This window comes from Paenibacillus sp. JCM 10914, assembly GCF_001315105.1.
Classification (GTDB): Bacteria; Bacillota; Bacilli; order Paenibacillales; family Paenibacillaceae; genus Paenibacillus_AQ.
This window is the reverse complement of record NZ_BAZR01000036.1, coordinates 1-23,408: the sequence shown is the minus strand read 5'-3', so window position 1 is coordinate 23,408 and position 23,408 is coordinate 1. Positions and strand designations below refer to the sequence as shown.

Genomic DNA, 23,408 nt, shown 5'->3' with positions numbered 1-23,408 from the left:
CCCATGCCCGAGAATAACGAATCACGCAAGGTGAATCTGGCTGACGCGATCCGTCAGAAGCTGGAGCAGAAGAAACAACAGCATTCATCGAATGGCAAACCGGGGCAATTCCAGCCTGGTTCCACGCAAAAAATGCAAAGCCAGAACAATAAAAAACCCAACAATCAGCGTCGTCGCACCGGTGGCTCGTAGAAGAGCGCTGCGAATAACGCAAAAAATGCTGCAACCTCTGAAGGAAGAGGTGCAGCATTTTTTTAGTTATAGCGTATGGAGAACATTTACGCTTCAACCGGGTACATACTCTCACGCAGGCCCTTGATTTCTTCACTCTCAAGGTACTCATCGTAACTCATGCTGCGGTCGATAATTCCGCTTGGCGTAATTTCTATAATTCGGTTAGCGATCGTCTGAATGAACTGATGGTCATGCGACGTGAATAGAATCGTACCGTCAAAATCAATTAATCCGTTATTCAGCGCCGTAATGGATTCCAGATCCAAGTGGTTCGTCGGTTCATCGAAGATAAGCACGTTTGCGCCGTTGAGCATCATTTTCGCCAGCATGCAGCGAACCTTCTCTCCCCCGGACAGCACGCTTGCTTTCTTCAATGCTTCTTCACCGGAGAACAGCATCCGGCCAAGGAAGCCGCGGAGGAAAGTCTCGTCTTGATCCTTGGAATATTGACGAAGCCATTCCACAAGGTTGATGTCGACACCGTCGAAATAGGCGGAGTTGTCTTTCGGGAAGTAGGCTTGGGTTGTGGTTACACCCCAGCTGTATTCTCCTGCATCCGCCCCGGTCTCGCCCGTGATGACCTGGAACAGCGTTGTTTTTGGCATACCATGCGGTCCTACGAAAGCGATCTTGTCGCCCTTATTCACGACAAAGCTGACATTATCCAGCACTTTCTCACCGTCGAGCGACTTGGTAATACCTTCAACGGTAAGCAGTTGTTTACCCGCTTCACGTTCCGGCTTGAAATGAAGAAACGGATATTTACGGTTTGAAGGACGAAGATCCTCAAGCGTAATCTTATCAAGCTGTTTCTTACGAGAAGTCGCCTGCTTCGATTTCGAAGCATTCGCGGAGAAACGCTGAATAAAGGCTTGCAATTCCTTAATCTTCTCTTCCTTCTTCTTATTGGCATCCCGTTGAAGCTCAAGCGCCAGCTTACTGGATTCGTACCAGAAATCGTAGTTGCCGACATACATCTGAATCTTGCCAAAGTCGATGTCCGCAATATGCGTACATACTTTGTTCAGGAAGTGACGGTCATGGGATACAACGATAACGGTGCCTTCATAGTCCATCAAGAAGTTCTCGAGCCATTGAATCGATTCCAGATCCAAGTGGTTCGTAGGCTCATCCAGCAGCAGGTTATGCGGCCGACCGAACAAAGCTTGTGCCAAGAGGACGCGTACCTTCTCATTCCCGCTCAGCTCGGACATTTTGTTGTCATGCAGCTCGCGAGGAATGCCAAGACCAATCAGGAGTGCAGCCGCATCAGGCTCTGCATCCCATCCGTTCAGCTCGGCAAACTCGCCTTCGAGTTCGCCTGCACGCATGCCATCCTCTTCAGAGAAATCTGCCTTCGCATAAAGTGCATCCTTTTCTTTCATGATGCTATACAGACGTGCATGCCCCATAATAACCGTCTCCAGTACAGGGTACTGATCGTATTCGTAATGGTTCTGCTTCAGAACGGCCATCCGTTCGTTCGGCGTCATATGCACTTCGCCTTGGTTCGGCTCGATGTCCCCGGAGAGAATTTTGAGGAAAGTTGATTTCCCTGCACCGTTGGCACCGATCAAACCGTAGCAGTTGCCTGGGGTGAATTTTATATTGACATCTTCAAATAGTGCTCGTTTTCCATAGCGGAGCGTTACGCCGCTTGTACTGATCATTAAGCATTACCATCCTTTTATCACTATTGGTTTCAGCACATTATAGCACAACTGGGACTGTTATCGAAGCCTGGGGTGGATATAAAACAGTTTTAAACAAATATAACCTCCTGCATGCGCGGCTTGTTGCTCTGCCTGGCATTCAGAGGATAGGTCTTTCATGATCCTAATATTTAACACGTTGAAGCTTCCCCAAACTAGCGGCATTCCGGCTGAATCTTGAAGGTCTCGCCATATTTCAACACTTGAATACGTTCCTCGGCAATGCCAAGCCGCTTACGTTCGGTCTCCATCCGGTCCAGCGCTTCTCTGGCCGTATCGTCTGCAAGCTTAAACGTACCGTAATGCATGGGAATCATCGTCTCGGCCTGCACATCCTGAAAGGCCTGCAGTGCTTCTTCCGGATTGACGTGCTGTGAGGTCATGAACCATTCCGGCTCATAAGCACCGATTGGCATTAACGCAAGATGAATGTTGAATCGCTCTCCAATCAACTTGAAGCCCTGGAAATATCCGCTGTCTCCAGCAAAATAGAGATTCGGTGGAAGCAGTCTGGAACCCGACTCGGAAGCGGCTCCAATCTCGCATTGGGTATCCTCTGGCAGAGGTTCTTTAGGTGGACGATCCTGCAGAACAGGCTCCATGACAAAGCCGCCCCAATGCGATGTGTTCGTGTCGAACGGCGTCCGCCGAGTCCAATGCTGTGTCGGCACGAACGAGAATTTCACGTTACCAATGGAATGAGCTTCCCACCACTGCATCTCGATGACGCTGCGGAAGCCTTTATTTATCATTTTGCGTCCAAGACCGATCGGAACGATAATGGTCGTATCCGCCCGATACAGCTTGCGTATCGAGGCAAAATGCATATGATCATAGTGGGAATGCGAGATCAGAATGACGTCAATCGGGGGAATCTCATGAATGGGCACTCCAGGTTCGCCCAGCCGTTTATTGAAGCCCATTCGCTTCGCCCATACGGGATCGGTAATAATATTCATCCCTTCATATTGAATAAAGAATGTAGCGTGACCGATCCAGGTAACGGAAGTTTCGTGCCGATTGCTATGCAAATACTGAAGATCCGGCGTCAGATTCGGAATGACATAAGAATAATCCTTCTTTTTCTGACGACGTTCGTCGCGCCACTGCCTGAATTGCTTCAATGTTTTATCTGTGCTGACGTTATCGATATTGTTATAGCGGATTTTTGGCATGCATCCTCCTCCTTCCATCATCTTTGTATTTTACCTTGTATCGACCTGCCCGCTCAACTTTTCGCTTGTGGATCATTTACACCGAATCTTGCGCAACGAATCATTTAGTCTTGCGGATCTTTGTACTTATCGGCATAAATGGCCAGAAAAGCGACGGCTGCCATGACGGTCAGAAGCGGTGCGATGAATATGCTGAAATCCTCCATGTCCCCTCACCCTTTCCTCTCGGAATTGCGGCCGCGGATGTAATTCGCATCGAACAGAAACAGCCGCATGAGTAAATACAGCGAAGGGATCAGGACGCACAACCCCAGCACGAATGCAGCAATCAGCGCGACGGCCATCGTGTCATTCGTAATGCTATCATGGATGTTAATGAAGTCATACAGGATATACGGCAGATGGGAGCGGCCATATCCGTACCATGCGAATGCAAATTGCAGCATCACCATAATAAAGGCAAGTCCGAGCCTTGTACGCTTCCACACCAAGTATACGGCAATCACAAAACAAATGAAGGACAGAACGAACATCCAGGCGATATCCAGCATGTTCTGAAAATGCCGCGGATTCTGATGGTTGATCTGGAAGAAAGCGAATACGGAGCCATAATCGTTGGCCCGCTCCACATTAACGCATATCCCCGAACCACATGGAACGCTACCTGATCTCCCGCTCGGTGGGCGTAGTAGGACAGGAACATCGCTGAAATATACAGCACACTCACCAGCGCGAGCAGGATGACCGACCAGGTGTATGGATTGGTAAAGAATGCATACCAGTGCAGCTCCACTTTTCCGTCCGCCACATAAATAATACCGCCTTCGGAAATAGCGAGAATCGTCGACAGTGCAGCTGGTATGAGCAAACCCGTGGCTCCGTACAATCCCATATAGATCAAGTTATTATCTCTCTGACTGCCATACGTGTGATACGCGTAATATGCACCACGAATGGCGAGCAGAACCAGCGCCAGACTGCCCGGTACAAGCAAAGCCGTGCCATAATAGTAAGCCGCATCCGGAAAAAATCCAACCAGGCCGACCACGAAAAAGATCAGAAAGACGTTGGTCACTTCCCAGACCGGTGAGAGATACCGCTGAATAATGTTATGAATCTTGTTCTCGTGACCGGTAAGCACGCTGTAGAAGCTGAAGAAGCCGGCACCGAAATCAATCGAGGCAACCAGCAAATAGCCGAACAAAAACGTCCAAAGCACGGTTATGGCTACCATTGCGTAACTCATCTGCTGTCACTTCCTTCATGATCGATTCCGAGCAGCCTGATCTCCTCTTCCGCGTTCTTATTCTTAAACAACTGGCCTAACACCCTTATGGCCGAGATGGATAGAACGAGATACAGCGCGATAAATAGCAGTAGCATCCAGCCTACGCTTGATGAAGTCGTCGCCGCGTCCGATACCTTCATGTACCCTCTAACAATCCATGGCTGCCTGCCGAACTCAGCAAGAAACCAGCCGAGCCATATCGCAGACATCGTTAACGGACCTAAAGCCAATATACTGAGCAGCAGCCATTTTGGATAAGGCTTTCTGCCAGGAAGTTTCTTTCTGAGCATGTACAATATCGGAATCAGCACAATGACAACGCCGCTCGTTACTTTCAAATCGAAAAAATAATGGACCGACAATGGTGGCCTCTCGTTCTCAGGAAATTCATTGAGGCCGATCACTTCCGTACTGGGGCTATTACCTGCCAGAATACTAAGTGCATACGGTATTTCCAGTGCGTACTTGATCTCATTATTCTCATCCAATATGCCGCCGTAGATCAGCGGGGCCTCCGTCATCGTCTCGAAATGCCACTCTGCCGCTGCCAGCTTCTCAGGTTGATACTTGGCCAGAAATTTACCCGAGAAATCCCCGATCATTACCGTAGCCACCGCGAACACAAATGTAGAGATGACCGTCAGCTTGAGTGCCTTACGAAAATAGATGTGCTTGCTTCCGCGAAGCATGCTGAAGGCGGCGATGCTGGCCAGTGCCGCAGCACTCGTTGTGAACGCCGACGCCAACACGTGACTGACCTTTGTTGGAGTGGCGGGGTTAAACATGGCTATAAACGGGTTCACATTAGTGAAAACACCATCCACCAGTTCGAAGCCCTGCGGCTGATTCATAAATGCATTCAAGCTTGTTATGAAAAAAGCCGATGCAGATGAACCGATAGCCACCGGAATCAGGAGCAGCAGATGTGTCCATTTATTTTTGAATCGATCCCAGGTATAGAGGTATATCCCTAAAAATATCGCTTCGACGAAGAATGCAAAGGTCTCCATGAACAACGGCAACGCAATCGCCTTTCCGGCCACCCGCATAAAGGTCGGCCACAACAAGCTTAGCTGCAATCCGATTGCGGTTCCGGTGACTACGCCAACAGCGACGGTAATCACATACCCGCGCGCCCACCTTCGTGCCAGCAATGTATAATGGCCGTCTCCGGTACGAATGCCCCTCCATTCCGCCAGCGCCAGCATAATCGGAATTCCGACCCCGATTGTTGCCAGAACAATATGTACAAATAACGTCAAGCCGGTCAGTATCCGACTCATTAATACGGGATCCAGTGAAGACATGAAGTTCACTCCTCGATGCTCTTTGATCTAATAGATTCTCGGGCGTATGCATCCATATGGACAAACTATCCGAAGTAGTGCAAGTATCTTATGCATGCTTTTACCGCCGCATACAGCATGATGCCTGCCACGATAAAGCAGACGACAGCCAGTTTCATCTCCTGCTTGCGATACATCCACTTCTCAGCCTCCCCGATATCCGGCCTAATCAGACTCTCTCCCTTACAGTTTGACAAACCTTTCCTTGTTTTATCCAAAATTGGAGTTCGCGCATTTTTACGGAAAGCGCCGCCCCATGTTTTTTCCTGCTGGGAAAAGAGGTACAATAGGGAGATAAGGAGGCGAGACTTAATATGAAAATAACGTTTATCGAACCCACCCCGAGCCCCAATTCCATGAAGCTCCATCTGGACGAGACCCTGGATTCCGGGATACGCAAAACATATACAGTAGATAATGAACGATCTGCCCCCGCTTGGATCCGACAGCTGCTTCATATACCCGGCGTGAAGAGTGTGTTTCACACGCTCGACTTCATTGCTTTGGATCGCAAAGGCAACGCGGATTGGCCATCCATTCTCGGCGCCGTGCAAGAGATATTCGGCCAGGAAGGACTTGCTGCCAGCCTGAATGAGACGGATGAAGACGCTTCGTTTGGCGAAGCTCAAGTATTCGTGCAATACTTCCGCAACATTCCGATGCAAATCCGGGTAAAGAGCGGCCCGAAGGAAGAGCGGATCGCCTTGTCCGATCGTTTCACGAAGGCGGTCACCGAGGTGGCAACCGCTACCTTGATCAAAGAACGCAAGCTGAAGGATTATGGCGTTCGTTACGGGGATTTGCCCGATATTGCCCGTGAAGTTGAGCAGGAATTTGAGGCCGCGTTCCCGCAGGAACGACTGGATAAAGTCGTCGCTCAAGCTATTGCCCACGCGTCAGTGATGAGGAATTCGTGGAGGAGCGGCGTAAGCTGTCCGACGAAGAAATAGCGTCTGCCATGAAGCAGGAAGATTGGCGCGTGCGCTATGCCGCACTGGATGTACTGGAGCCGACCGAGGAGCATACCCCGCTACTGCGTCAAGCGCTTGAGGATCCGAAGATGCAGATCCGGCGTCTGGCCGTTGTATATCTGGGCGATCTTCGCACATCGGAAGCATGGAGCTCTTATATCAGGCCATGCAGGACGATGCTCCGGCCGTACGCCGGACGGCTGGGGATACACTGTCCGATATTGGGGATGCCGCCGCGACGCCAGTCATGGTGGAGTCCTTGAAGGACAGCAGCAAGATCGTTCGCTGGCGCGCAGCGCGCTTCCTGTACGAGGTGGGAACCGAGGATGCCCGCTCTGCTCTTGAAGCGGCGGCGGATGATCCCGAGTTCGAGGTCAGCCTGCAAGCACGAATGGCGCTTGAACGTATCGAATCGGGTGAAGAGGCGGCAGGAACCGTATGGCAGCAGATGGCGAAACGGGAACGTACCTGATGCAATCGCCCCATGATTACAACTGTTTATTTGCATATAAATTACACAAAATTAACCATTGCTTCTAACATATGATGTGATATACTAAGGTTCGCTTGCTAGAACAGAATACGATAATGAATCCTCATCATGCCAAGATGAGGTAGAGGTCGCAAACATGATGATTAGGCGTGCGGAGGCGAAGAGTCGCTCATGATGCACGAGGAAAGGCTTGTTTGCCGAAGTGCCGGGGAGACTCTGATCACCCGGAGCTGGGGCCGTCGCCGAACAGGCGCGGAACTGTCACGGGAGGTCCCTCCCGTGTTGAGCTATCGTCAAGGAGTGTATGATGCGGAAGCGCGATGAGACCGCAGGTTTAGCACCTGTGGTCTTTTTTTATTCTTTCAAGCCAATATGGTAATTCATTTTCTTATTGTATAGAAGGAGTGTTCGACCTTGAATCACAAAAAAATACCCGCTACCTCGCTCAAGCAGAGTTTCAAAGCTCGCCATATGACGATGATCGCACTTGGCGGCTCGATCGGTACCGGCTTATTCCTCGCAAGCGGAACAGCCATCGCCTCTGCCGGGCCCGGAGGAGCGCTTATTGCATATGCTGCGGTCGGCTTGATGGTCTACTTTCTGATGACGAGCCTGGGCGAATTGGCCACCTACCTTCCCGATTCGGTTCATTCAGCACGTACGCTTCCCGCTTCGTCAGCCCCGCATTCGGGTTTGCCGTCGGCTGGAACTTCTGGTATAACTGGGCCGTCACAATTGCCGCTGAGCTGGCCGCGGCCACGATGATCATTAAATTCTGGTTCCCGGACAGCCCGTCATTCCTCTGGAGTCTGTTGTTCCTGGCCATCATGTTCGGCCTTAATTTCTTATCAACCAAAGGATACGGTGAATCCGAATACTGGTTTGCGATCATTAAGGTAGCGACCGTAATTATCTTCCTGATCATCGGCATGATGATGATTTTTGGTATTCTGGGCGGAGAATCCGTCGGTTTTACCAACTTCGGACTTGGTGATGGCCCGATTCACGGTGGTTTCTTTGCGCTCGTGGGCGTGTTCATGGCAGCAGGCTTCTCCTTCCAGGGGACTGAACTTATCGGGGTTGCCGCCGGTGAGAGCGAGAATCCGCGCAAGCATGTTCCCAAAGCAATTCGTCAGGTGTTCTGGCGTATTCTGATCTTCTATATCTTTGCGATTTTCATTATCGGCATGCTGATCCCATACACGCATCCAAGCTTGTTGAAATCCGGCGTGGATAACATCGGTGTCAGTCCGTTCACGCTCGTCTTCGAGCGGGCAGGGCTTGCCTTTGCGGCCTCGGTCATGAATGCGGTCATTCTCAGCTCCGTGCTGTCCGCAGGTAACTCCGGGATGTATGCCTCTACCCGTGTTCTGTATGCGATGGCCAAGCAAGGTTTGGCTCCGAAATGGCTTAGCCGTCTGAACAGCCGCGGCGTGCCCGTTGCCGCATTAATCGTAACGTCTGCAGTCGGTATGCTCGCCTTTCTCGCTTCCTTCTTCGGCGATGGCGTCGTGTATGTATGGCTGCTAAATGCATCGGGGATGTGCGGTTTCATGAACTGGCTTGCCATTGCCGTGAGTCATTACCGCTTTCGTAAGGCGTATATCGCGCAAGGGCACAACCTGAAGGACCTGCCGTTTCGTGCTCGCTGGTTCCCATTCGGCCCATCTTCGCGTTCCTGCTCTGTCTGGTCGCCATTATCGGTCAAGGTAATTTCAGCGGAGACATGGATTGGCTGACGATCGTTGCTACTTATGTCAGTGTACCGTTATTCCTGTCGATCTGGTTCGGTTATCGACTGATTAAGAAGAGCCGTATCGTTCCCCTGCACGAGTGCGACCTGACGACACGCGCCAGATAATCGGCCCTTTATATAAACGAACAAAAAAGAACGCGTAGGGTAGAATCAATTCCGCTCCCCTGCGCGTTCTTGCTGTTCGCATTTTCACCAAATAATCTGAACTCTCAAATCTCCCGTTGCCTCAAAACGCTATGATAATATTTGATCGACCCTAGGCTGTTCTTCAATTGCAGCTCCTGTAAGACACGAACGAGAGCTTTCTCGTTGCCCTTGAATCTAAACACTAACTTTTCTTTGCCGGCTTGCTTAGCTTCCTTTACCAGCGGAAGAAGCTGCTTATAAGAACTTACGATATCCTCTTCGTCGTATAACTGATATTCCAGATCCGTCTTGATCTGTTCATATGCTTCGGCTTTGGAGCCGTCCTTCGCGGTCAGCTTCGCCAGCGTATCGCGATAAAGGGTGTTCGCCTTCGGGTAAGATTTAATCCATGTATGATCGCGGCTCATCTGCGCATCGGTGCGCAAATAGTATGTGTAGGACACCTCGTCATCCCGATCAGGAACCGGGTCGTTCCATGTCGTGTCGAGATGATACCAAGCCCCGTCCAACCTTACCAGATTCCAGGCATGCAGCTGCCCTTGCGGATTATCGGTGGCGTAGGCGGTACCCTCCAGTATTTTGTTCTCGATGCCCGCTTCCTTAAGCAGCTTGTGCGTCAAGAGTGAGTATCCCTGACACACCGTGCTCCCGGTGTAGAGTCCATCAAATGCCGTATATTTCGTCAGTGACGTATCGTATTTCAAGTTGCGTACAATCCAATCATGGATAACCTTTACCTTCTCATGATCGTTCATCCCCGGCTTCAGAATGCTCTTCAGAATTGACGCTGAACGCTCGTTAACATATTGCGTCTGCTCCGCGGTTTCTCTGTAGCTGAGCCGGACGGTCACATTCGCGGAACTGGACGTTCCGCGATAGTCGTAGCTGTAGCTTGCGATGGTGTAATGAATATACGGATCGCTTGCCATAGCCTGATCAAGTGCATTCTTAAGCTGTGATTTTAATGATTTGGTCTCACCTTGATAGACAAAGCGAACCGTGGATTGTCTGTCACTCATCGCGATCAACAACTTCTGCTGAATCGCATCGACAGACTTGACGACTGCTTTGTTCGATGTGGCATAGACATCACTGAGATTAGTCGGTTCAGGTACTGCTGCAACGGTTATCGCCAGAGTTCCTATGAACAATAATTTGACCAGCGTCCCTCGGCTTCGTTTCATCGGTACACCCGCCCTTCATCTTCCTCATCCGTATGCACCATCATTGTAACATATTCCATCCGGGCGTATGGGTTCTAGTTTTGTCGAGCATCCACGAAAATACCGGGTGGACTACCAGCGATTATATGACATGAACGAATCGCTGCTGCCGGCAAGCTTGGCAAGGCTCGCCAGAACCTCGGCTGCCTCGGCGCGCGTCACCTCGCGTTGCGGCATGAACTTGCCATCCACAGGCTTCAGCAGTCCCAACTTGAGGACAATCAAAGCCGCACCTTTATGTTGAATCGACTCTGCATCGCTCACGCCTTGTACATCGGTTGGGAGTATGAATGCTTGAGACAGCTTCTCATAGTTGAGAACACGCATCAAGGAAGCTGCCAGTTCATCGCGAGTCAGCTTGCGCTCAAGCTGTAACGTACCTTCTGGCTCATAAGGCAGCCAGCTCTGGCTGAGTAGCACTTGTATGGCCGGATAGTAAGGATGATCCGGCTTCACACCGGCGTATGGGTCCATAACCGATCTTCCATACATCTGCTCATAGGAAGGCGAAACCGAAGCTGCAATGTACTGATACCAATCACCGAGACTAATCGTCTGATTCGGATAAATCTTGCCATCGCTATCCGGTTTCATCACGTTGTGCTTCACAATGAGGTCAAGCGCTGCCTTCGCAGGGTGTTCCGAAATATCCGTAACAATCGGGGTATTCCCTCTTCCCATCCCCGGTGTGATATCTCTCCATTTCCCTGTGTTTGCATCCAGAGGAATGGCAATTCCACCGAACGATGATTGTTGATGATATGGATAGTAGATTAACTTAATGTTCCCTTTGGGCGGGGCACTGGCTGCATAATAAGTACTAAAAGACCCGTAATAACCGTATTTCAGCTTCATCTCGATTTCTTTCAGAAATGCAGCTTTAGCTTGTTCTGATGTCACCTTAGCCAACACATTGGTTTCCAGCTTGGATATTTCGGCATTGGCGCTAACGTTATAGGATATAATTTGTCCACTTCCATCAATCGACAGATAAAGCGAATCTCCCATGATCATAATATCATCTGCGTACCGCTGATATCGGAATTGATAGTTCTGAACCTGCTCTTCTATGTTCTGCACTCCTACGGAGATCAGCTTCCATTCCGCTGAAGCGTTCGGGACAAGCTTGGATACCGTCTTATGCGCAAGTTCAATGGCGGCCTCTTGCTTGATCGGATTCTTCACGACAGGAGCCTCGCTCGGGTCATAAGAATAGCGATAGAAGGAGTAAATCTGCCCCGTTTTGGCATCGACCTCACCATGCGCCGCCCCTCCGCTCGGCCTGAACGAATCTCCCTCACGCCACATAAGACTCCACGTCTTCGAGTTGCCATTCATCCCGCGGTTTCCGAGTGACTTGGATTGCACTTTCAATTCTGCTGGAAGCTTAATCTGGCTCTCGACCCACTTCGCTGCAGCGTCTCCTCCGTTAAGTGAGCTTGTCACCGGTGCAAACGTATCAGATGATGCCGGAATCGTGCCATCCTCGACATGGACAATCTCAGCTTCGCCCCCAAGGTTGCTAATAAATTCACCCGTATTTGCATCCATTGCTAAGCCACTCTGTTCTACCGGGAGATAACCTAGAAAGTATTTCCCGTTGGCATTGCTATATAACTTCTCAGGAACATAGGCCAATTCCACCTTGAAATCCTCTTCGAACTGCTTCCGACTCGTTGCTGCATCGATCGCCGGTGTTGGTGAAGGGAATTCATCACCTGTCAGATTGCGGGAGAAGCCGTTAACACGGCCTTGCCCATCGAGCATAATCGAGATACTATTTACATCTGACTCAATCCCATTCACCGTGGTTTGAAAATAAAAATGATGCTGCGGTGGACTGAATAGCGCTGTTTCCATCCCCAGATAAGCTTCATTCTCCTTAAGATCGCTCGTCTTGATTCCTTTCACTTGGTTCGCAATCCATTTCAGTGCATGCTCTTTCGCCTGTTCACGGTTCAATGAAGGCTGATCCTGTTTGCCGATATCGGTAATCAGGCCAGGGATATGAACGTTTATAATCTCCCCAGTCACTGCGTTTATGACCGAATTGAAACCGGTACTGGTGTTCCCCTTGGATACCGACCATTGTAAATCCCATGCCAGCACATTCGTACGCATCCCATCTTGATCCTGGAGCATTGCATTCGTCACCTGAGCATTCTTAAGCTCCGGAAACGCCTTCCGAATGATGTTCTCCGCTTGTTTCGATGAAATCTTCGCCCCTTGCGGAATTTCGTTATCCGTGAGCGACATTTGTTCAGAGCTGCTCGACCCGTTACTTACTACAGCTTGCGTTTCGCTTACGGCAGGGTCCCCCCAAGCCGGTTGTGCCAAGCATAACATGGCCGCAGCCGTAACCGCGCTGACGGTTTGCTTCACTCTTACGTTCTTGTTCCCTCTTTGTTTCGAATTCACTAGATTCGCTCCCTCCCATACTTTGAAGCCAACCATGCCTAAATGCACAAGATGCCCTGTTTCCTTATTGTCAGCCTGTACTACGGCAAGAGACATAATAAGCTACCTAAATAATACCATAACTTGTCTATATATTCCTTATGTAACCAAACACGAAAAGATAACCTGTCAGATTAAGAATGAATAAGGTGTAACCATTTCGCGATTGGACAGTGAGTAATCTACTTAAGCCTTGCAGCTTCTACAAAAGCAACTGCCTGCTTCGTAATCTCATCCTGTGCACCAGAAGCCAAAGCTTCTTTAGACAAAAGCGCGCTGCCCAAGCCAACCGCAACGGCCCCTGCCGCATAATAATCACCAAGATTCTCTAGGGTGGCACCGCCCGTAGCGAGCAGCGGAATATGACCAAGCGGTCCTTGAAGCTCCTTTATGAATGAGATTCCCAAGCTAGCCGCTGGAAACAGTTTGATAATCTCCGCGCCTGCCGCATGAGCCGCCACGATCTCGGTCGGCGTCATGGCACCTGGCCACACATCGACCCCCTGCTCCAAGGCATATTCAATCACCGCTAGATCGGTATTCGGCGAGATCAAGAACTGCGCACCTGCAGCAACGGCATTCTTCGCCATATCGACATCCAACACGGTTCCCGCTCCCACATAAACCTGACCGTCATAACGTTCACGCCATGCCTGGATCATGGGCAGAGCTCCGTCCGTGTTCATCGTTACTTCCATAAAGCGAATGCCGCCTTGTACCAAACCTTCCCCCACAAAACCGGCTTGCTCTCTTGAAATACCCCTTACAATTGCAACCAAGCGTTCGCGCTTTAGTTCCGCCGTCAGCTTCATTCTGCATCCACCTTTCTTTAATACACGTTTGAACTACTGCTTAATCGGCATTACTTCATCTGTTATGAAATGATCACTTCTTCACAGTGATCTGGTATGCTGATTGACTGTTTATGCCAGATACGGCTTGTTACAAGTATAAGACGTTCATTCGGACGAATCAAAAAAAAGATCGCAGACCTAAACTCATTTTCAGAGTCTGTCTGCGATCTGCATGGGATTCTAGGCTCCGCGGAACTTGGACAAGCCTTGGCCAAGTTCTCGGGTTGCACCGTATATGCGTTGATAAAGTCCGAACAGTTTCTCATATTGCACCGCACTCGTCGGGTTCGGTGAATACGTACGCGATTCGCGCAAAAATTCCTTGGCGCAATCCTGTAGTGTTGGGAACCAGCCGCATCCATAGGCAGCGAGCATCGCGGCACCCATTGCCGGCCCTTGCTCGCTCTCCAGCTTCACGATGTCGGCATTGAAGACATCGGCCTGCATCTGCAGCCACGTCTCGTTCTTGGCCCCGCCGCCAATAGAGACCACGCGATCAATCGTCTTGCCCGACGCGCGGAGAATATCAATCGACTCCCGCAAGGAGAAGGTGATCCCCTCAAGCACGGAGCGTGCAAAATGGGTCAGCTTGTGTCCGGCATCCATACCGATAAAGCTTCCCCGAATATCGGCATCGGGATGAGGTGTACGTTCACCTACGATATATGGCGTAAATAGTAATCCTCCGCTTCCTGCCGGGATTTCGCCAATTCCGCTGAGCAGTTCATCAAATGAAATTTCTGGTGCGAAGGTATCTTTAAACCAGGTTAAGCTGTATCCCGCGGCCAAAATGACACCCATAATATAGTAAGCATCTTGCTCACTATGATTAAAAAAATGTACTTTGCCCTCGAAATCTACTTCCTTGCGTTCTTCATAAGAAAGGACGACACCCGATGTACCGATGCTGCACATCGTCTGTCCTTCTTCCAATATCCCTGCTCCGATCGCGCCGCAGGCATTGTCGGCACCGCCTGCAAACACCTTGGTTGCAGGCAAGAGGCCCGATTGCTGGGCAATTTCCGGCCGCAAGGTTCCGCATTCGTCAAAGGATTCAACGAGCGGTGGACATATGGTGTGCGGCAACTTGAACGCATCCAGAATATCTTTACTCCATGCTTTGCCCGCCACGTCGAGCAGCAGCGTACCTGCAGCGTCAGAATAGTCCATCGCATATTGTCCGGTCAACCGATATCGCACATAATCTTTCGGAAGCAAGAACAAGGCTGCTTGCTCCAGCACCTTCGGCTCATTCTCCTGCACCCACAAGATCTTGGGTAGCGTAAAGCCCTCGAGCGCACGGTTGCGCGCAATACGGAGCAGCTTCTCTTGCAGCGTATCCACAATACGATGGCATTGTGCGGTTGTACGAGTATCATTCCACAAGATAGCCGGCCGCAATACAGCACCTTCTCCGTCTACCAGCACAAGACCGTGCATCTGTCCGGAGAAACTCAATCCCTCAACCTCTGACGCGGAAATGCGGGATTCTTCCATCAATAAACGCAAGGACAATACCGTCTTGTCCACCCAATCCTCCGGACGCTGCTCACTATACCCCGGCTTCGGTTGGCTCAGCGGATAGGATTCCGAATGCTCGGCGACTACCTTGCCCTTACGGTCCACCAGTACCGTCTTCACCGCGCTCGTACCCAGATCAATCCCAATTACGTAACTCATCTACATCCTCCTTCGATATTGCGGATCGCTACATACAATAGTACACCGCTTCCCTGCAGGGAGCCGGTGTAGGTTAGAATTTCATCGTACACATTCAAGCCGATAAGTCTTGGCTGATTATTAGTTCGAGAGAATGTACTGGTTCAGAATGCCTTTGAGCATCTCTTGGCGTCCGGACTCGTTCTGACGAGGGGATTCGTTGTTCAGCGCATATTCAGCAAGGGAAGCGAGCGTAGCCTTACCTGCCACGACATCGGCACCGATGCCTTCCTTGAAGCTGCTGTAACGATTGTCGATGAAGTTCTCGAACACCCGATCCTCGATCAGCTTCGCGGCGACTTTCAGGCCTTTTGCATATGTGTCCATACCTGCGATATGCGCATGGAACAGATCTTCCGGCTCGAAGGACGGACGACGTACCTTCGCATCAAAGTTAACACCACCGCGGCCAAGACCGCCGTTCATCAGCACTTCATACAGGGTCAAGGTAGCATCATAGATGTTCACTGGGAATTCATCGGTATCCCATCCGATCAGCATGTCGCCTTGGTTCGCATCCAGGGAACCGAGCATGCCGTTAATGCGTGCAACGCGAAGCTCATGTTCGAACGTATGACCAGCCAGTGTCGCATGGTTCGCTTCCAGATTCAGCTTGAAATGCTTCTCCAAACCGTATTTCTGCAGGAATGCGATCGTTGTAGCCGCATCGAAGTCGTATTGATGCTTCGTTGGCTCCTTCGGTTTCGGCTCGATCAGGAATTGAGCGTCAAAGCCGATCTCCTTCGCATAGTCCACAGCCATATGGAACAGACGTGCAAGGTTATCCAGTTCCAGGCCCATATCGGTGTTCAACAACGTCTCATAACCTTCGCGACCGCCCCAGAACACATAGTTCTCGGCGCCCAGACGCTTACCAACCTCAAGACCTTTCTTCACTTGTGCAGCTGCATGAGCGTATACGTCCGCATTGCAAGTCGTACCTGCACCGTGCATGAAGCGAGGATTGGTGAACATGTTCGCCGTGTTCCACAACAATTTCTTGCCGGTGGATTTCATATGGTCTTCGATCGAATCCACAACGGTGTCGATGTTGTTGTAGAACTCACGCAGATTGCTGCCTTCCGGCGCGATGTCCACATCGTGGAAGCAGAAGTACGGAAGATTCAGCTTCTCCATGAATTCAAAGCCTGCTTCTACGCGGGCTTTCGCGAGGTCCATGCCGGAGTATTTGCCCCAAGGACGAACTGCGGTGTCGGCACCGAACGGATCGGAACCGCCTGCAGTCAATGTATGCCAGTAAGCCATGGCGAAACGGAGATGCTCCTCCATTGTTTTGCCTGCTACGACTTCGGTTGGATTATAAAATTTAAAAGCATAAGGGTTCGTCGATGTGCTGCCTTCGTACTCGACTTTGCTAATGTTGTTGAAATAAGCCATGTATAAATCCTCCTATACCTGATTAAGGTTTGGTTAACGCTTACAACGTTATCCTAACACAGCTTTTTAACTTTGTCTATTGGTTAAACTAAGTTATTTGAATACAACTTTTGCAAGCAGTTGATAATTTCCTATGATTGCACACTTGTCTGCTCGCCGCGGCTACACCCTGTTGCATTTTCCGAAATTTGAGCCTAGACTATGAGCATATCAATCCGATATGAACCCTGATTGAAAGAACTCGAACAGACTAAAGGATGAATAAACATGACGAATATTACGGGTGACCAGGCACTGGTCAAGAAAATAAACACATCCATCATACTCGATACCATCCGTCAGCATGCGCCTGTCTCACGGGCTAAAGTCTCCACTCACGGGCTTAAATAAAGCTACGGTCTCTAATCTCGTTCAGGAGCTGTGCACCAATCACCTTGTGCAAGAGATCGGGCCGGGGGAGTCCAGCGGCGGCAGAAAGCCGCAGCTGCTTCTGTTTAACGGGCAAGCCGGTTATGCCGTCGGGGTTGAATTGCGGGTTAAGCAGTTGACTGCCGTGCTGACCGATCTGGAAGGCCGCATCCTAGCTGAGGACGAAACCCCCATCGAACAACATGACGTGGATTCGGTAACGGAGTTAATGATTCGAATGACCAAGGAAATGATGAGACAAGCGCCTCCCTCCCTTATGGCATCATCGGGATTGGTGTAGGCGTGCCGGGCATGGTCGACGGAGATGGCACGATTCTCTTCGCCCCGAACCTCGGATGGGAGATGGTGCCGCTGCAGCACCGATTGGAAGAAGAGCTTGGACTTCCAGTCACGATAGATAATGAAGCGAACGCAGGCGCCCAAGGCGAGTTGCGCTTCGGCGCGGGCCAGCATGTACGCCATCTTCTGTACATCAGTGCTGGCAGCGGTATTGGCTCTGGCATCATTATTAACGGGGAACTATATAAGGGAGCACGTGGTTACGCTGGCGAGAGTGGTCATATGTCTATTAATGCCGATGGCATCGAGTGCACTTGCGGCAATCGCGGTTGCTGGGAGTTGTACGCCTCGGAGAAATCATACGAGCATCGAGCCTCTCTCCCATCAAGCAAAACGCCGGAATTGATTCGACATGCGGATGAGGGTCATCCTGAAGCCATTCGTCAATTCGAGGAGCTTGGACGGTATTTGGGCGTGGGCATTACAAACCTGGTTAACGGGTTTAACCCACAATCGGTAATTATTGGCGGCCCCCTCTCCGATGCGAGAGCTTGGCTAGAGCCCACGCTCCGGCAGGTCGTAGCAAAGCGTACGCTGCCGTATCACCGTGAGTTAATGGAAATCCGATTTGCTCAGCTGGGCAGCCGCTCGACCATGATCGGAGCTGCATACTCTGCGATCTCGCAATTTTTGAGTCCCGTACGGGTGTCCATGCCGGTTCATTAATAAATTGACGTTATTTTGTCGCATTTATGGCTATGCTGAATAAGGAAAAACATCCGGTTTTCGGCTATAATAGTTCTCATCCTGATCATTTATGCCACGCTGTTACTAGAGAAGAGCGTGTGATCGTTATACGTAAGGGAGAGGAAAGATTCAAATGACCTATGTTAGCACCGCGGAAATATCAGCAGACGTGTTTGTGACGGTACTTCTGTTTCTCCTGATCATTGCACCATTGTTTAGCCTGGGCATTCTGCGCTTCTTTCAGTCCAAGAAGAAGGCAGGATTTATTCTGATAGGCTCGGGAGCCGGCGTATACGTCGTATTTCAGCTCATCATGAATATGTTTTTTGGCTGACGACCGTTCCACAAAACAGCAATAAAAAGGCTCTTTCCATGTCATGGAAAGAGCCTTTTTTGGTAGATACCAGTCTATATGTTACGCTTCCGGATTCAACGCCTTGTTGAATTGAAGCTTGTTCATGCCCAAAATCCGATGCTCGCCGATAATGGTAAGCGGAACCGCGCGTACGCCCATATCCCACACTTGCTGTGCGAATTCGTCGTTAGTCTCGATATTGCGCTCTTCAAATCCGATCCCCTGCTCGGTCAGGTAGCCTTTCACCTGTTTGCAATGCGGGCAGTTGTTCGATGTGTAGACAATTACATTTTCCATAGTCGGTTCGTCTCCTCTACTCCATAATCTCTAACTCTGCATCTATCATTTTACAATACGACGGCACTGTGTTCCAGGCTCTCGATATACTTCTCGGCATCCATCGCCGCCATGCATCCGCTGCCTGCTGCTGTGATGGCTTGTCTGTAGCGGGTATCCTGCACGTCGCCGCATGCGAATACGCCTTGAATATTCGTCTCCGACGTACCTGGCGTCGTCACGATATAGCCGTTAGGATCCGTCGTAATGCTGCCGCCGAGGAAACTGGTATTCGGATGATGGCCGATAGCCACGAATACGCCGCTTGCTTCGATAATCTCCTCTTCACCCGTCTCGTTGTTGATCACACGCACACCCTTCACACCCTGCTCATCCGCAATAACCTCTTGCGGCGAACGGTTTAGGGACCATTCAATCTTCTCGTTGGCACGGGCACGGTCCTGCATGATCTTCGATGCCCGCAGCTCGTCGCGACGATGAATCAAGGTAACCTTGGAAGCGAAACGAGTCAAGAAGTTCGCTTCTTCCAGGGCGGAATCCCCACCACCGATAACAACGATTTCCTTGCCGCGGAAGAAGAATCCGTCGCAAGTTGCGCATGTGCTTACACCACGTCCAACGTTGTCCTGCTCTCCTGGAATTCCCAGATACTTCGCTGTTGCACCTGTTGAGATAATCAAGGTCTCTGTAACGATCTCTCCGATATCTTCGACGTCCAGCTTGAACGGACGCTCCCCGAACTCGACGCTGTTCACCCAGCCCGTACGGAATTCAGCGCCAAAGCGTTCTGCCTGCTTCCGCATGTTATCCATCAGTTCCGGGCCCATAATTCCATCAGGAAAGCCTGGGAAATTCTCAACGTCGGTCGTCGTTGTCAACTGTCCTCCAGGTTGCGGACCTTCAATCACCAATGGGCTAAGATTAGCGCGTGCGAGGTAAATAGCTGCCGTAAGCCCCGCCGGGCCGGTGCCGATAATAACGGATTTGTACATAAATGATTCCCTCCTGTATATGCAACAGTTAATTATAATAATTATAAATTAGTATTAATTATGATAATATATCGACCACCTGTCAATATCTACACCCGGTCTGCAACATGAATTTATAATGAAGCTTCTCAATAGCCAAAAGACCGCCCCGTAGTAGGTGCGGCCTCGTAAAACTGGTTCTTATGAATGATCGGCATGGTTATACTCATTACCGGACAGGCACACGTTTTGGAGTACGGGTAATCTTTTTAATATACTTGGTTCCTCCCTTAATCTGTTCCTGCTAAGATCCAGATAGCGGAGCTTCTCTAACTGAGCCAACTCCTCGGGCAGATCTGTAATTCCTGTATAATTGATACTTAGACTCTCTAGCTGCTTCAACCGACCGATCTCGGGAGGCACTTGGGTTAGCGCAACTTCTTCCCTAGGTATGATATAATCCGTAGCTCCATGATAACTCCCACACGCAATTCTCAGATGTTTCAGCTGCGTCAGATTCCCGACCCACGCAGGAATTTCCTTCAGATCTGCAGTGTAGACGGTCAATTCCTCTAACTGATTAAGCTCTGATAAAGCTTCAGGAAGCATCGTGACATTACTTTCGTGGATGGACAACTCCCTCAACTCCTTGAGTTGCCCGATCGATTCGGGGATAGCCTCGATGCCAAATCCGTATAGCTCAAGCTTCCGCGGCTTGTGAAACAACGCATCCTGCCAAAAGGACTCGAAGTTGTTCTTATGACCCCGTCTCATAATGAACATCCCGGGCACAGTCTCATTGATTCTCTCCGCTTCCTCCACATCAACATGAATGCCACCCATCGATTCGTGGGCGATATTATGAATGAAATCATTCCCATCCTTATCCAGGAACCATAAATCGGCCGGCAAATGGGGGTGCTCCCATTCAAACCAATGTTCAGCGGCGTTCTTCAGTATGTCGGCTGCTTCCTTGGAACATCTGTATACATAATAAGTACCACTCCGATACTCGATTCCTTTATGACGTGCAGCCTCGTTTTTCTTCTTGTCTTCTTTGGGGAACATATCTTCTTCCGTTATTTCCTTATACCTGCTCTCGAGCTCTTCTTGAGTGATGCCGTACTTCCGAATCAAGAAAGGTTCGAGCTGGGTCAGTACGTTCTCTCCTTCCTCAAGCAGTTCGGAATGGAGGCTCCGTGAAAGCATAAAAGTATCGGCTTTCTCTATCCCATAATCAATGAGCCAGCGGTAAGCATCGCCATATGGCGAATCATAGAACATCGCTGCGACTTTCAAATACTTTCATTCCCCTTTCATACCTTTTTCCTAAACAACGTCACTCAAGCTTTGGAACGCAGCAGTCGCAGTCCGTTCAATATGACGAGGATCGTGCTTCCCTCATGGCCAATCACCCCAAGCGGGAGCGCGACGCCTTCCATGAAGTTCGCGATGATCAAGGTTGCAATAACGGTGATGGCAAAGATCATATTCTGCTTAATGATCCGCTGCACCTTCCGCGCCACCTTCACCGTGCTCGCGATCTCTTCGATATTATCGTTCATGAGCACGGCATCGGCAACCTCCAAGGCGGTGCCGCTGCCCGATACCCCCATTCCAATGCCTACGGTAGCCGTAGCTAGTGCCGGCGCATCGTTAACGCCGTCGCCTACCATCACCACATGCCCATACTTGGCACGAAGCTCTTTAATGTGCCGCACTTTATCTTCCGGGAGCAGGTCGGAGAATACCATATCGACGCCGCTCTGTGCTGCGATCACTTGCGCGGTGACCTTCCGGTCCCCTGTCAGCATCGCTACGGTAATCCCGAGCTTCTGCAGTTGTTTTATCGCCGCCGCAGCCTGAGGGCGAACCGCATCCTGCAGCGCAATCATCCCGACAATACAATTACCCTTCATCATCACCGATACCGTCTTGCCTTCAGCCTCCAGTCGGTTCCGAGCCGAAATCCAATACGACTTGGAGCCGGCGGATAGCTGATCCAGGTTATTTGGCGCGTCTGCGGCATCATCTTGATCAAGCATATCGCTCTTCCCAATCTTCCAGACCACGCCATCCAGCTCCGCCTGCATGCCCCATCCGGTCAACGACTGCGCATGTTCTACCTGACGTCTTGGCGCACCCGCGCCCTCTGCGTACTGGACGATGGCCTGGGCCAGCGGATGCTTCGACATCCATTCGATCGACGCACTGATGCCGAGCAGTTCCTCGCGCTCCCAGCCCTCGCCTGCGATAAAATCTGTAACCACCGGCGTTCCCATCGTCAACGTACCTGTCTTGTCAAAAGCTACAACCGCCGTTTGTGCCAGATTCTCAATGTGAGCCCCACCCTTGAATAACACGCCTTGTCTGGCGCGATTCGATATTGCCGAGAGCATCGCAGGCATAATGGAAGACACCAGTGCGCATGGGGATGCTACAACAAGAAAGACCATGGCTTTATAGAAAGTCGTATCCCAATCCCAGCCGAGCACCGCTGGAGCTAATGTAATGATCGCGACGGTCGCGATCACAACGACGCGTGCATACACGGATTCAAATCGCTTCATGAATCTTTGCGATGCGGGAACTTCATTCTCCGCTTCTTCTACAAGGCGAATAATCTTGGCGAACAGCGTAGCTTCCGCGGATTGGGTCACTTCCACGTACAGCACACCTTCACCATTCAACGTACCGGCGAATACTTCACTCCCTACCGTCTTATCGACCGGCACAGACTCGCCGGTAATCGAAGCCTGATTAACGGAGGATGCGCCTCGATATATCGTGCCGTCAGCCGGAATCAGCTCTCCCGGCTTCACGAGAATCAAATCGCCAACCTCTAGCTGGTGGACGGAGACAGATACCATCTCCCCCTGCTCAAGACGCAGCGCTGTTTCGGGCTGCAGTTCCATCAGTGAGGAAATATCCTTACGGCTTCTCTCCATCGTATAGCTCTCCAGGGCACCGCTCATGGCAAAAATAAAGATCAGCATCGCGCCTTCATTCCAGTAACCGATCGCAGCCGCACCGATGGCCGCTGCAATCATAAGCAGGTTCACGTCCAGATCGCGCTCTTTCAGAAGAGTCTCTACCCTTCCTTGGCTTTAACCCAGCCCCCGACAGCGTAAGAAATAATATATAGCACGATAGATAACGGTTGAGACCATGAGCCCGCCGCCCACGCGACCAACATCAGCACCCCGCTGCCAAGAGCAGCGGCCACCTCCGGATTGCTAAGTAGACTTCGGATATCCCACTTGCCAGGCTGCCGCGGCTCACGCGGATCAGCTCCATTTTCGATTGATGATATTCGGCCCGTCGCCGTTTGTCGTTGTATCCATTGCATGTCAATCACCTTCCTAATTGAGAATGAAATCCATTATTACTACCCTGAAAATGACACATGCTGCCCCGGCATTATCGCCGGAGCAGCATGTTAAATGAGAATGAGAATCATTGTTGAACTTATACAATTTATTTTCCTAAGACCAACTTTATATGTATAATACGCGGAAGAAGTTAATTTGTAAACTGATTTTTTTTGCTAAGCAACC

At 50.4% G+C, this 23,408-nt stretch carries 12 protein-coding genes, 6 pseudogenes and 1 riboswitch; of the genes and pseudogenes, 5 read left to right on the top strand and 13 right to left on the bottom strand.

Translation table 11 applies throughout. The annotated features are described in order from the left end of the window. The first annotated feature begins 3 nt into the window (after nt 1-3). Nucleotides 4-192, top strand: coding sequence for a hypothetical protein (locus tag JCM10914_RS24825; protein WP_023966090.1), 189 nt, complete (start codon nt 4-6; stop codon nt 190-192). A gap of 86 nt (nt 193-278) precedes the next feature. On the opposite strand, the gene JCM10914_RS24820 is transcribed toward JCM10914_RS24825, so the two are convergent. From JCM10914_RS24820 to JCM10914_RS24805, 4 genes and pseudogenes are all read right to left on the bottom strand, one after another. Further along, nucleotides 279-1,904: an ABC-F family ATP-binding cassette domain-containing protein gene (locus tag JCM10914_RS24820; RefSeq protein WP_023966088.1), complete on the bottom strand. Its 1,626-nt coding sequence runs from the start codon at nt 1,902-1,904 to the stop codon at nt 279-281. Between the two features lie 197 nt (nt 1,905-2,101). Then, the gene (locus JCM10914_RS24815; protein ID WP_023966086.1) at nt 2,102-3,121 is read right to left on the bottom strand and encodes an MBL fold metallo-hydrolase; all 1,020 of its coding nucleotides are present in this window, start codon (nt 3,119-3,121) and stop codon (nt 2,102-2,104) included. 212 nt (nt 3,122-3,333) lie between these two features. Continuing rightward, nucleotides 3,334-4,367 (bottom strand): annotated as a pseudogene (locus tag JCM10914_RS24810) (cytochrome d ubiquinol oxidase subunit II). Next, complete coding sequence (locus JCM10914_RS24805) at nt 4,364-5,716, bottom strand: cytochrome ubiquinol oxidase subunit I (RefSeq protein ID WP_023966080.1); 1,353 nt, start codon at nt 5,714-5,716, stop codon at nt 4,364-4,366. Before JCM10914_RS24805 ends, JCM10914_RS24810 begins: the two are co-directional and overlap by 4 nt. A 353-nt stretch (nt 5,717-6,069) precedes the next feature. On the opposite strand from JCM10914_RS24805, the pseudogene JCM10914_RS24800 reads away from it, so the two are divergent. Continuing rightward, a pseudogene (locus JCM10914_RS24800) lies at nt 6,070-7,198 on the top strand (virulence factor). 135 nt (nt 7,199-7,333) lie between these two features. Beyond that, nucleotides 7,334-7,517, top strand: a riboswitch (Lysine riboswitch). 173 nt (nt 7,518-7,690) lie between these two features. Further along, nucleotides 7,691-9,080: pseudogene (locus tag JCM10914_RS24795) on the top strand (amino acid permease). Between the two features lie 84 nt (nt 9,081-9,164). Here JCM10914_RS24795 and JCM10914_RS24790 read toward each other — a convergent pair. The 5 genes and pseudogenes from JCM10914_RS24790 to xylA all read right to left on the bottom strand — a co-directional run bounded on the left by JCM10914_RS24790 (nt 9,165) and on the right by xylA (nt 16,773). Then, nucleotides 9,165-10,306 (bottom strand): annotated as a pseudogene (locus JCM10914_RS24790) (transglutaminase domain-containing protein). Nucleotides 10,307-10,417: 111 nt separating this feature from the next. Then, nucleotides 10,418-12,763 (bottom strand): YcdB/YcdC domain-containing protein, encoded by a 2,346-nt coding sequence (locus JCM10914_RS24785; protein ID WP_036720026.1) that lies wholly within the window; start codon nt 12,761-12,763, stop codon nt 10,418-10,420. Between the two features lie 221 nt (nt 12,764-12,984). Then, on the bottom strand, nt 12,985-13,614 hold the full coding sequence (locus JCM10914_RS24780; RefSeq protein ID WP_023966060.1) for a bifunctional 4-hydroxy-2-oxoglutarate aldolase/2-dehydro-3-deoxy-phosphogluconate aldolase: 630 nt from the start codon (nt 13,612-13,614) through the stop codon (nt 12,985-12,987). 222 nt (nt 13,615-13,836) lie between these two features. Beyond that, the gene (xylB, locus tag JCM10914_RS24775; RefSeq protein WP_023966058.1) at nt 13,837-15,336 is read right to left on the bottom strand and encodes a xylulokinase; all 1,500 of its coding nucleotides are present in this window, start codon (nt 15,334-15,336) and stop codon (nt 13,837-13,839) included. A gap of 120 nt (nt 15,337-15,456) precedes the next feature. Next, on the bottom strand, nt 15,457-16,773 hold the full coding sequence (gene xylA / locus JCM10914_RS24770) for a xylose isomerase (protein WP_023966056.1): 1,317 nt from the start codon (nt 16,771-16,773) through the stop codon (nt 15,457-15,459). A 267-nt stretch (nt 16,774-17,040) separates the two neighbouring features. On the opposite strand from xylA, the pseudogene JCM10914_RS24765 reads away from it, so the two are divergent. Beyond that, nucleotides 17,041-18,207 (top strand): annotated as a pseudogene (locus JCM10914_RS24765) (ROK family protein). Nucleotides 18,208-18,361: 154 nt separating this feature from the next. Then, the gene (locus JCM10914_RS24760) at nt 18,362-18,562 is read left to right on the top strand and encodes a hypothetical protein (RefSeq protein WP_023966048.1); all 201 of its coding nucleotides are present in this window, start codon (nt 18,362-18,364) and stop codon (nt 18,560-18,562) included. 81 nt (nt 18,563-18,643) lie between these two features. Here JCM10914_RS24760 and JCM10914_RS24755 read toward each other — a convergent pair whose 3' ends face one another. The 4 genes and pseudogenes from JCM10914_RS24755 to JCM10914_RS24740 form a co-directional block, all read right to left on the bottom strand. Further along, the gene (locus JCM10914_RS24755; protein ID WP_023966046.1) at nt 18,644-18,880 is read right to left on the bottom strand and encodes a glutaredoxin family protein; all 237 of its coding nucleotides are present in this window, start codon (nt 18,878-18,880) and stop codon (nt 18,644-18,646) included. A 50-nt stretch (nt 18,881-18,930) separates the two neighbouring features. Continuing rightward, entirely contained in the window at nt 18,931-19,872 is a 942-nt protein-coding gene (gene trxB, locus JCM10914_RS24750) for a thioredoxin-disulfide reductase (protein ID WP_023966044.1), read from the bottom strand. Nucleotides 19,873-20,052: 180 nt separating this feature from the next. Then, nucleotides 20,053-21,150, bottom strand: a complete 1,098-nt coding sequence (locus tag JCM10914_RS24745; RefSeq protein ID WP_023966042.1) for a leucine-rich repeat domain-containing protein — start codon at nt 21,148-21,150, stop codon at nt 20,053-20,055. A 44-nt stretch (nt 21,151-21,194) separates the two neighbouring features. Continuing rightward, nucleotides 21,195-23,200, bottom strand: a pseudogene (locus tag JCM10914_RS24740) (heavy metal translocating P-type ATPase). Nucleotides 23,201-23,408: the final 208 nt, after the last annotated feature.

Coding starts and splice junctions, on each gene's coding strand:
- JCM10914_RS24825 (WP_023966090.1), top strand. CDS start 4: ATGCCCGAGAATAACGAATCACGCAAGGTGAATCTGGCTGACGCGATC.
- JCM10914_RS24805 (WP_023966080.1), bottom strand. CDS start 5,716: ATGTCTTCACTGGATCCCGTATTAATGAGTCGGATACTGACCGGCTTG.
- xylB (WP_023966058.1), bottom strand. CDS start 15,336: ATGAGTTACGTAATTGGGATTGATCTGGGTACGAGCGCGGTGAAGACG.
- JCM10914_RS24780 (WP_023966060.1), bottom strand. CDS start 13,614: ATGAAGCTGACGGCGGAACTAAAGCGCGAACGCTTGGTTGCAATTGTA.
- JCM10914_RS24755 (WP_023966046.1), bottom strand. CDS start 18,880: ATGGAAAATGTAATTGTCTACACATCGAACAACTGCCCGCATTGCAAA.
- xylA (WP_023966056.1), bottom strand. CDS start 16,773: ATGGCTTATTTCAACAACATTAGCAAAGTCGAGTACGAAGGCAGCACA.
- JCM10914_RS24760 (WP_023966048.1), top strand. CDS start 18,362: ATGACCTATGTTAGCACCGCGGAAATATCAGCAGACGTGTTTGTGACG.
- JCM10914_RS24820 (WP_023966088.1), bottom strand. CDS start 1,904: ATGATCAGTACAAGCGGCGTAACGCTCCGCTATGGAAAACGAGCACTA.
- trxB (WP_023966044.1), bottom strand. CDS start 19,872: ATGTACAAATCCGTTATTATCGGCACCGGCCCGGCGGGGCTTACGGCA.
- JCM10914_RS24815 (WP_023966086.1), bottom strand. CDS start 3,121: ATGCCAAAAATCCGCTATAACAATATCGATAACGTCAGCACAGATAAA.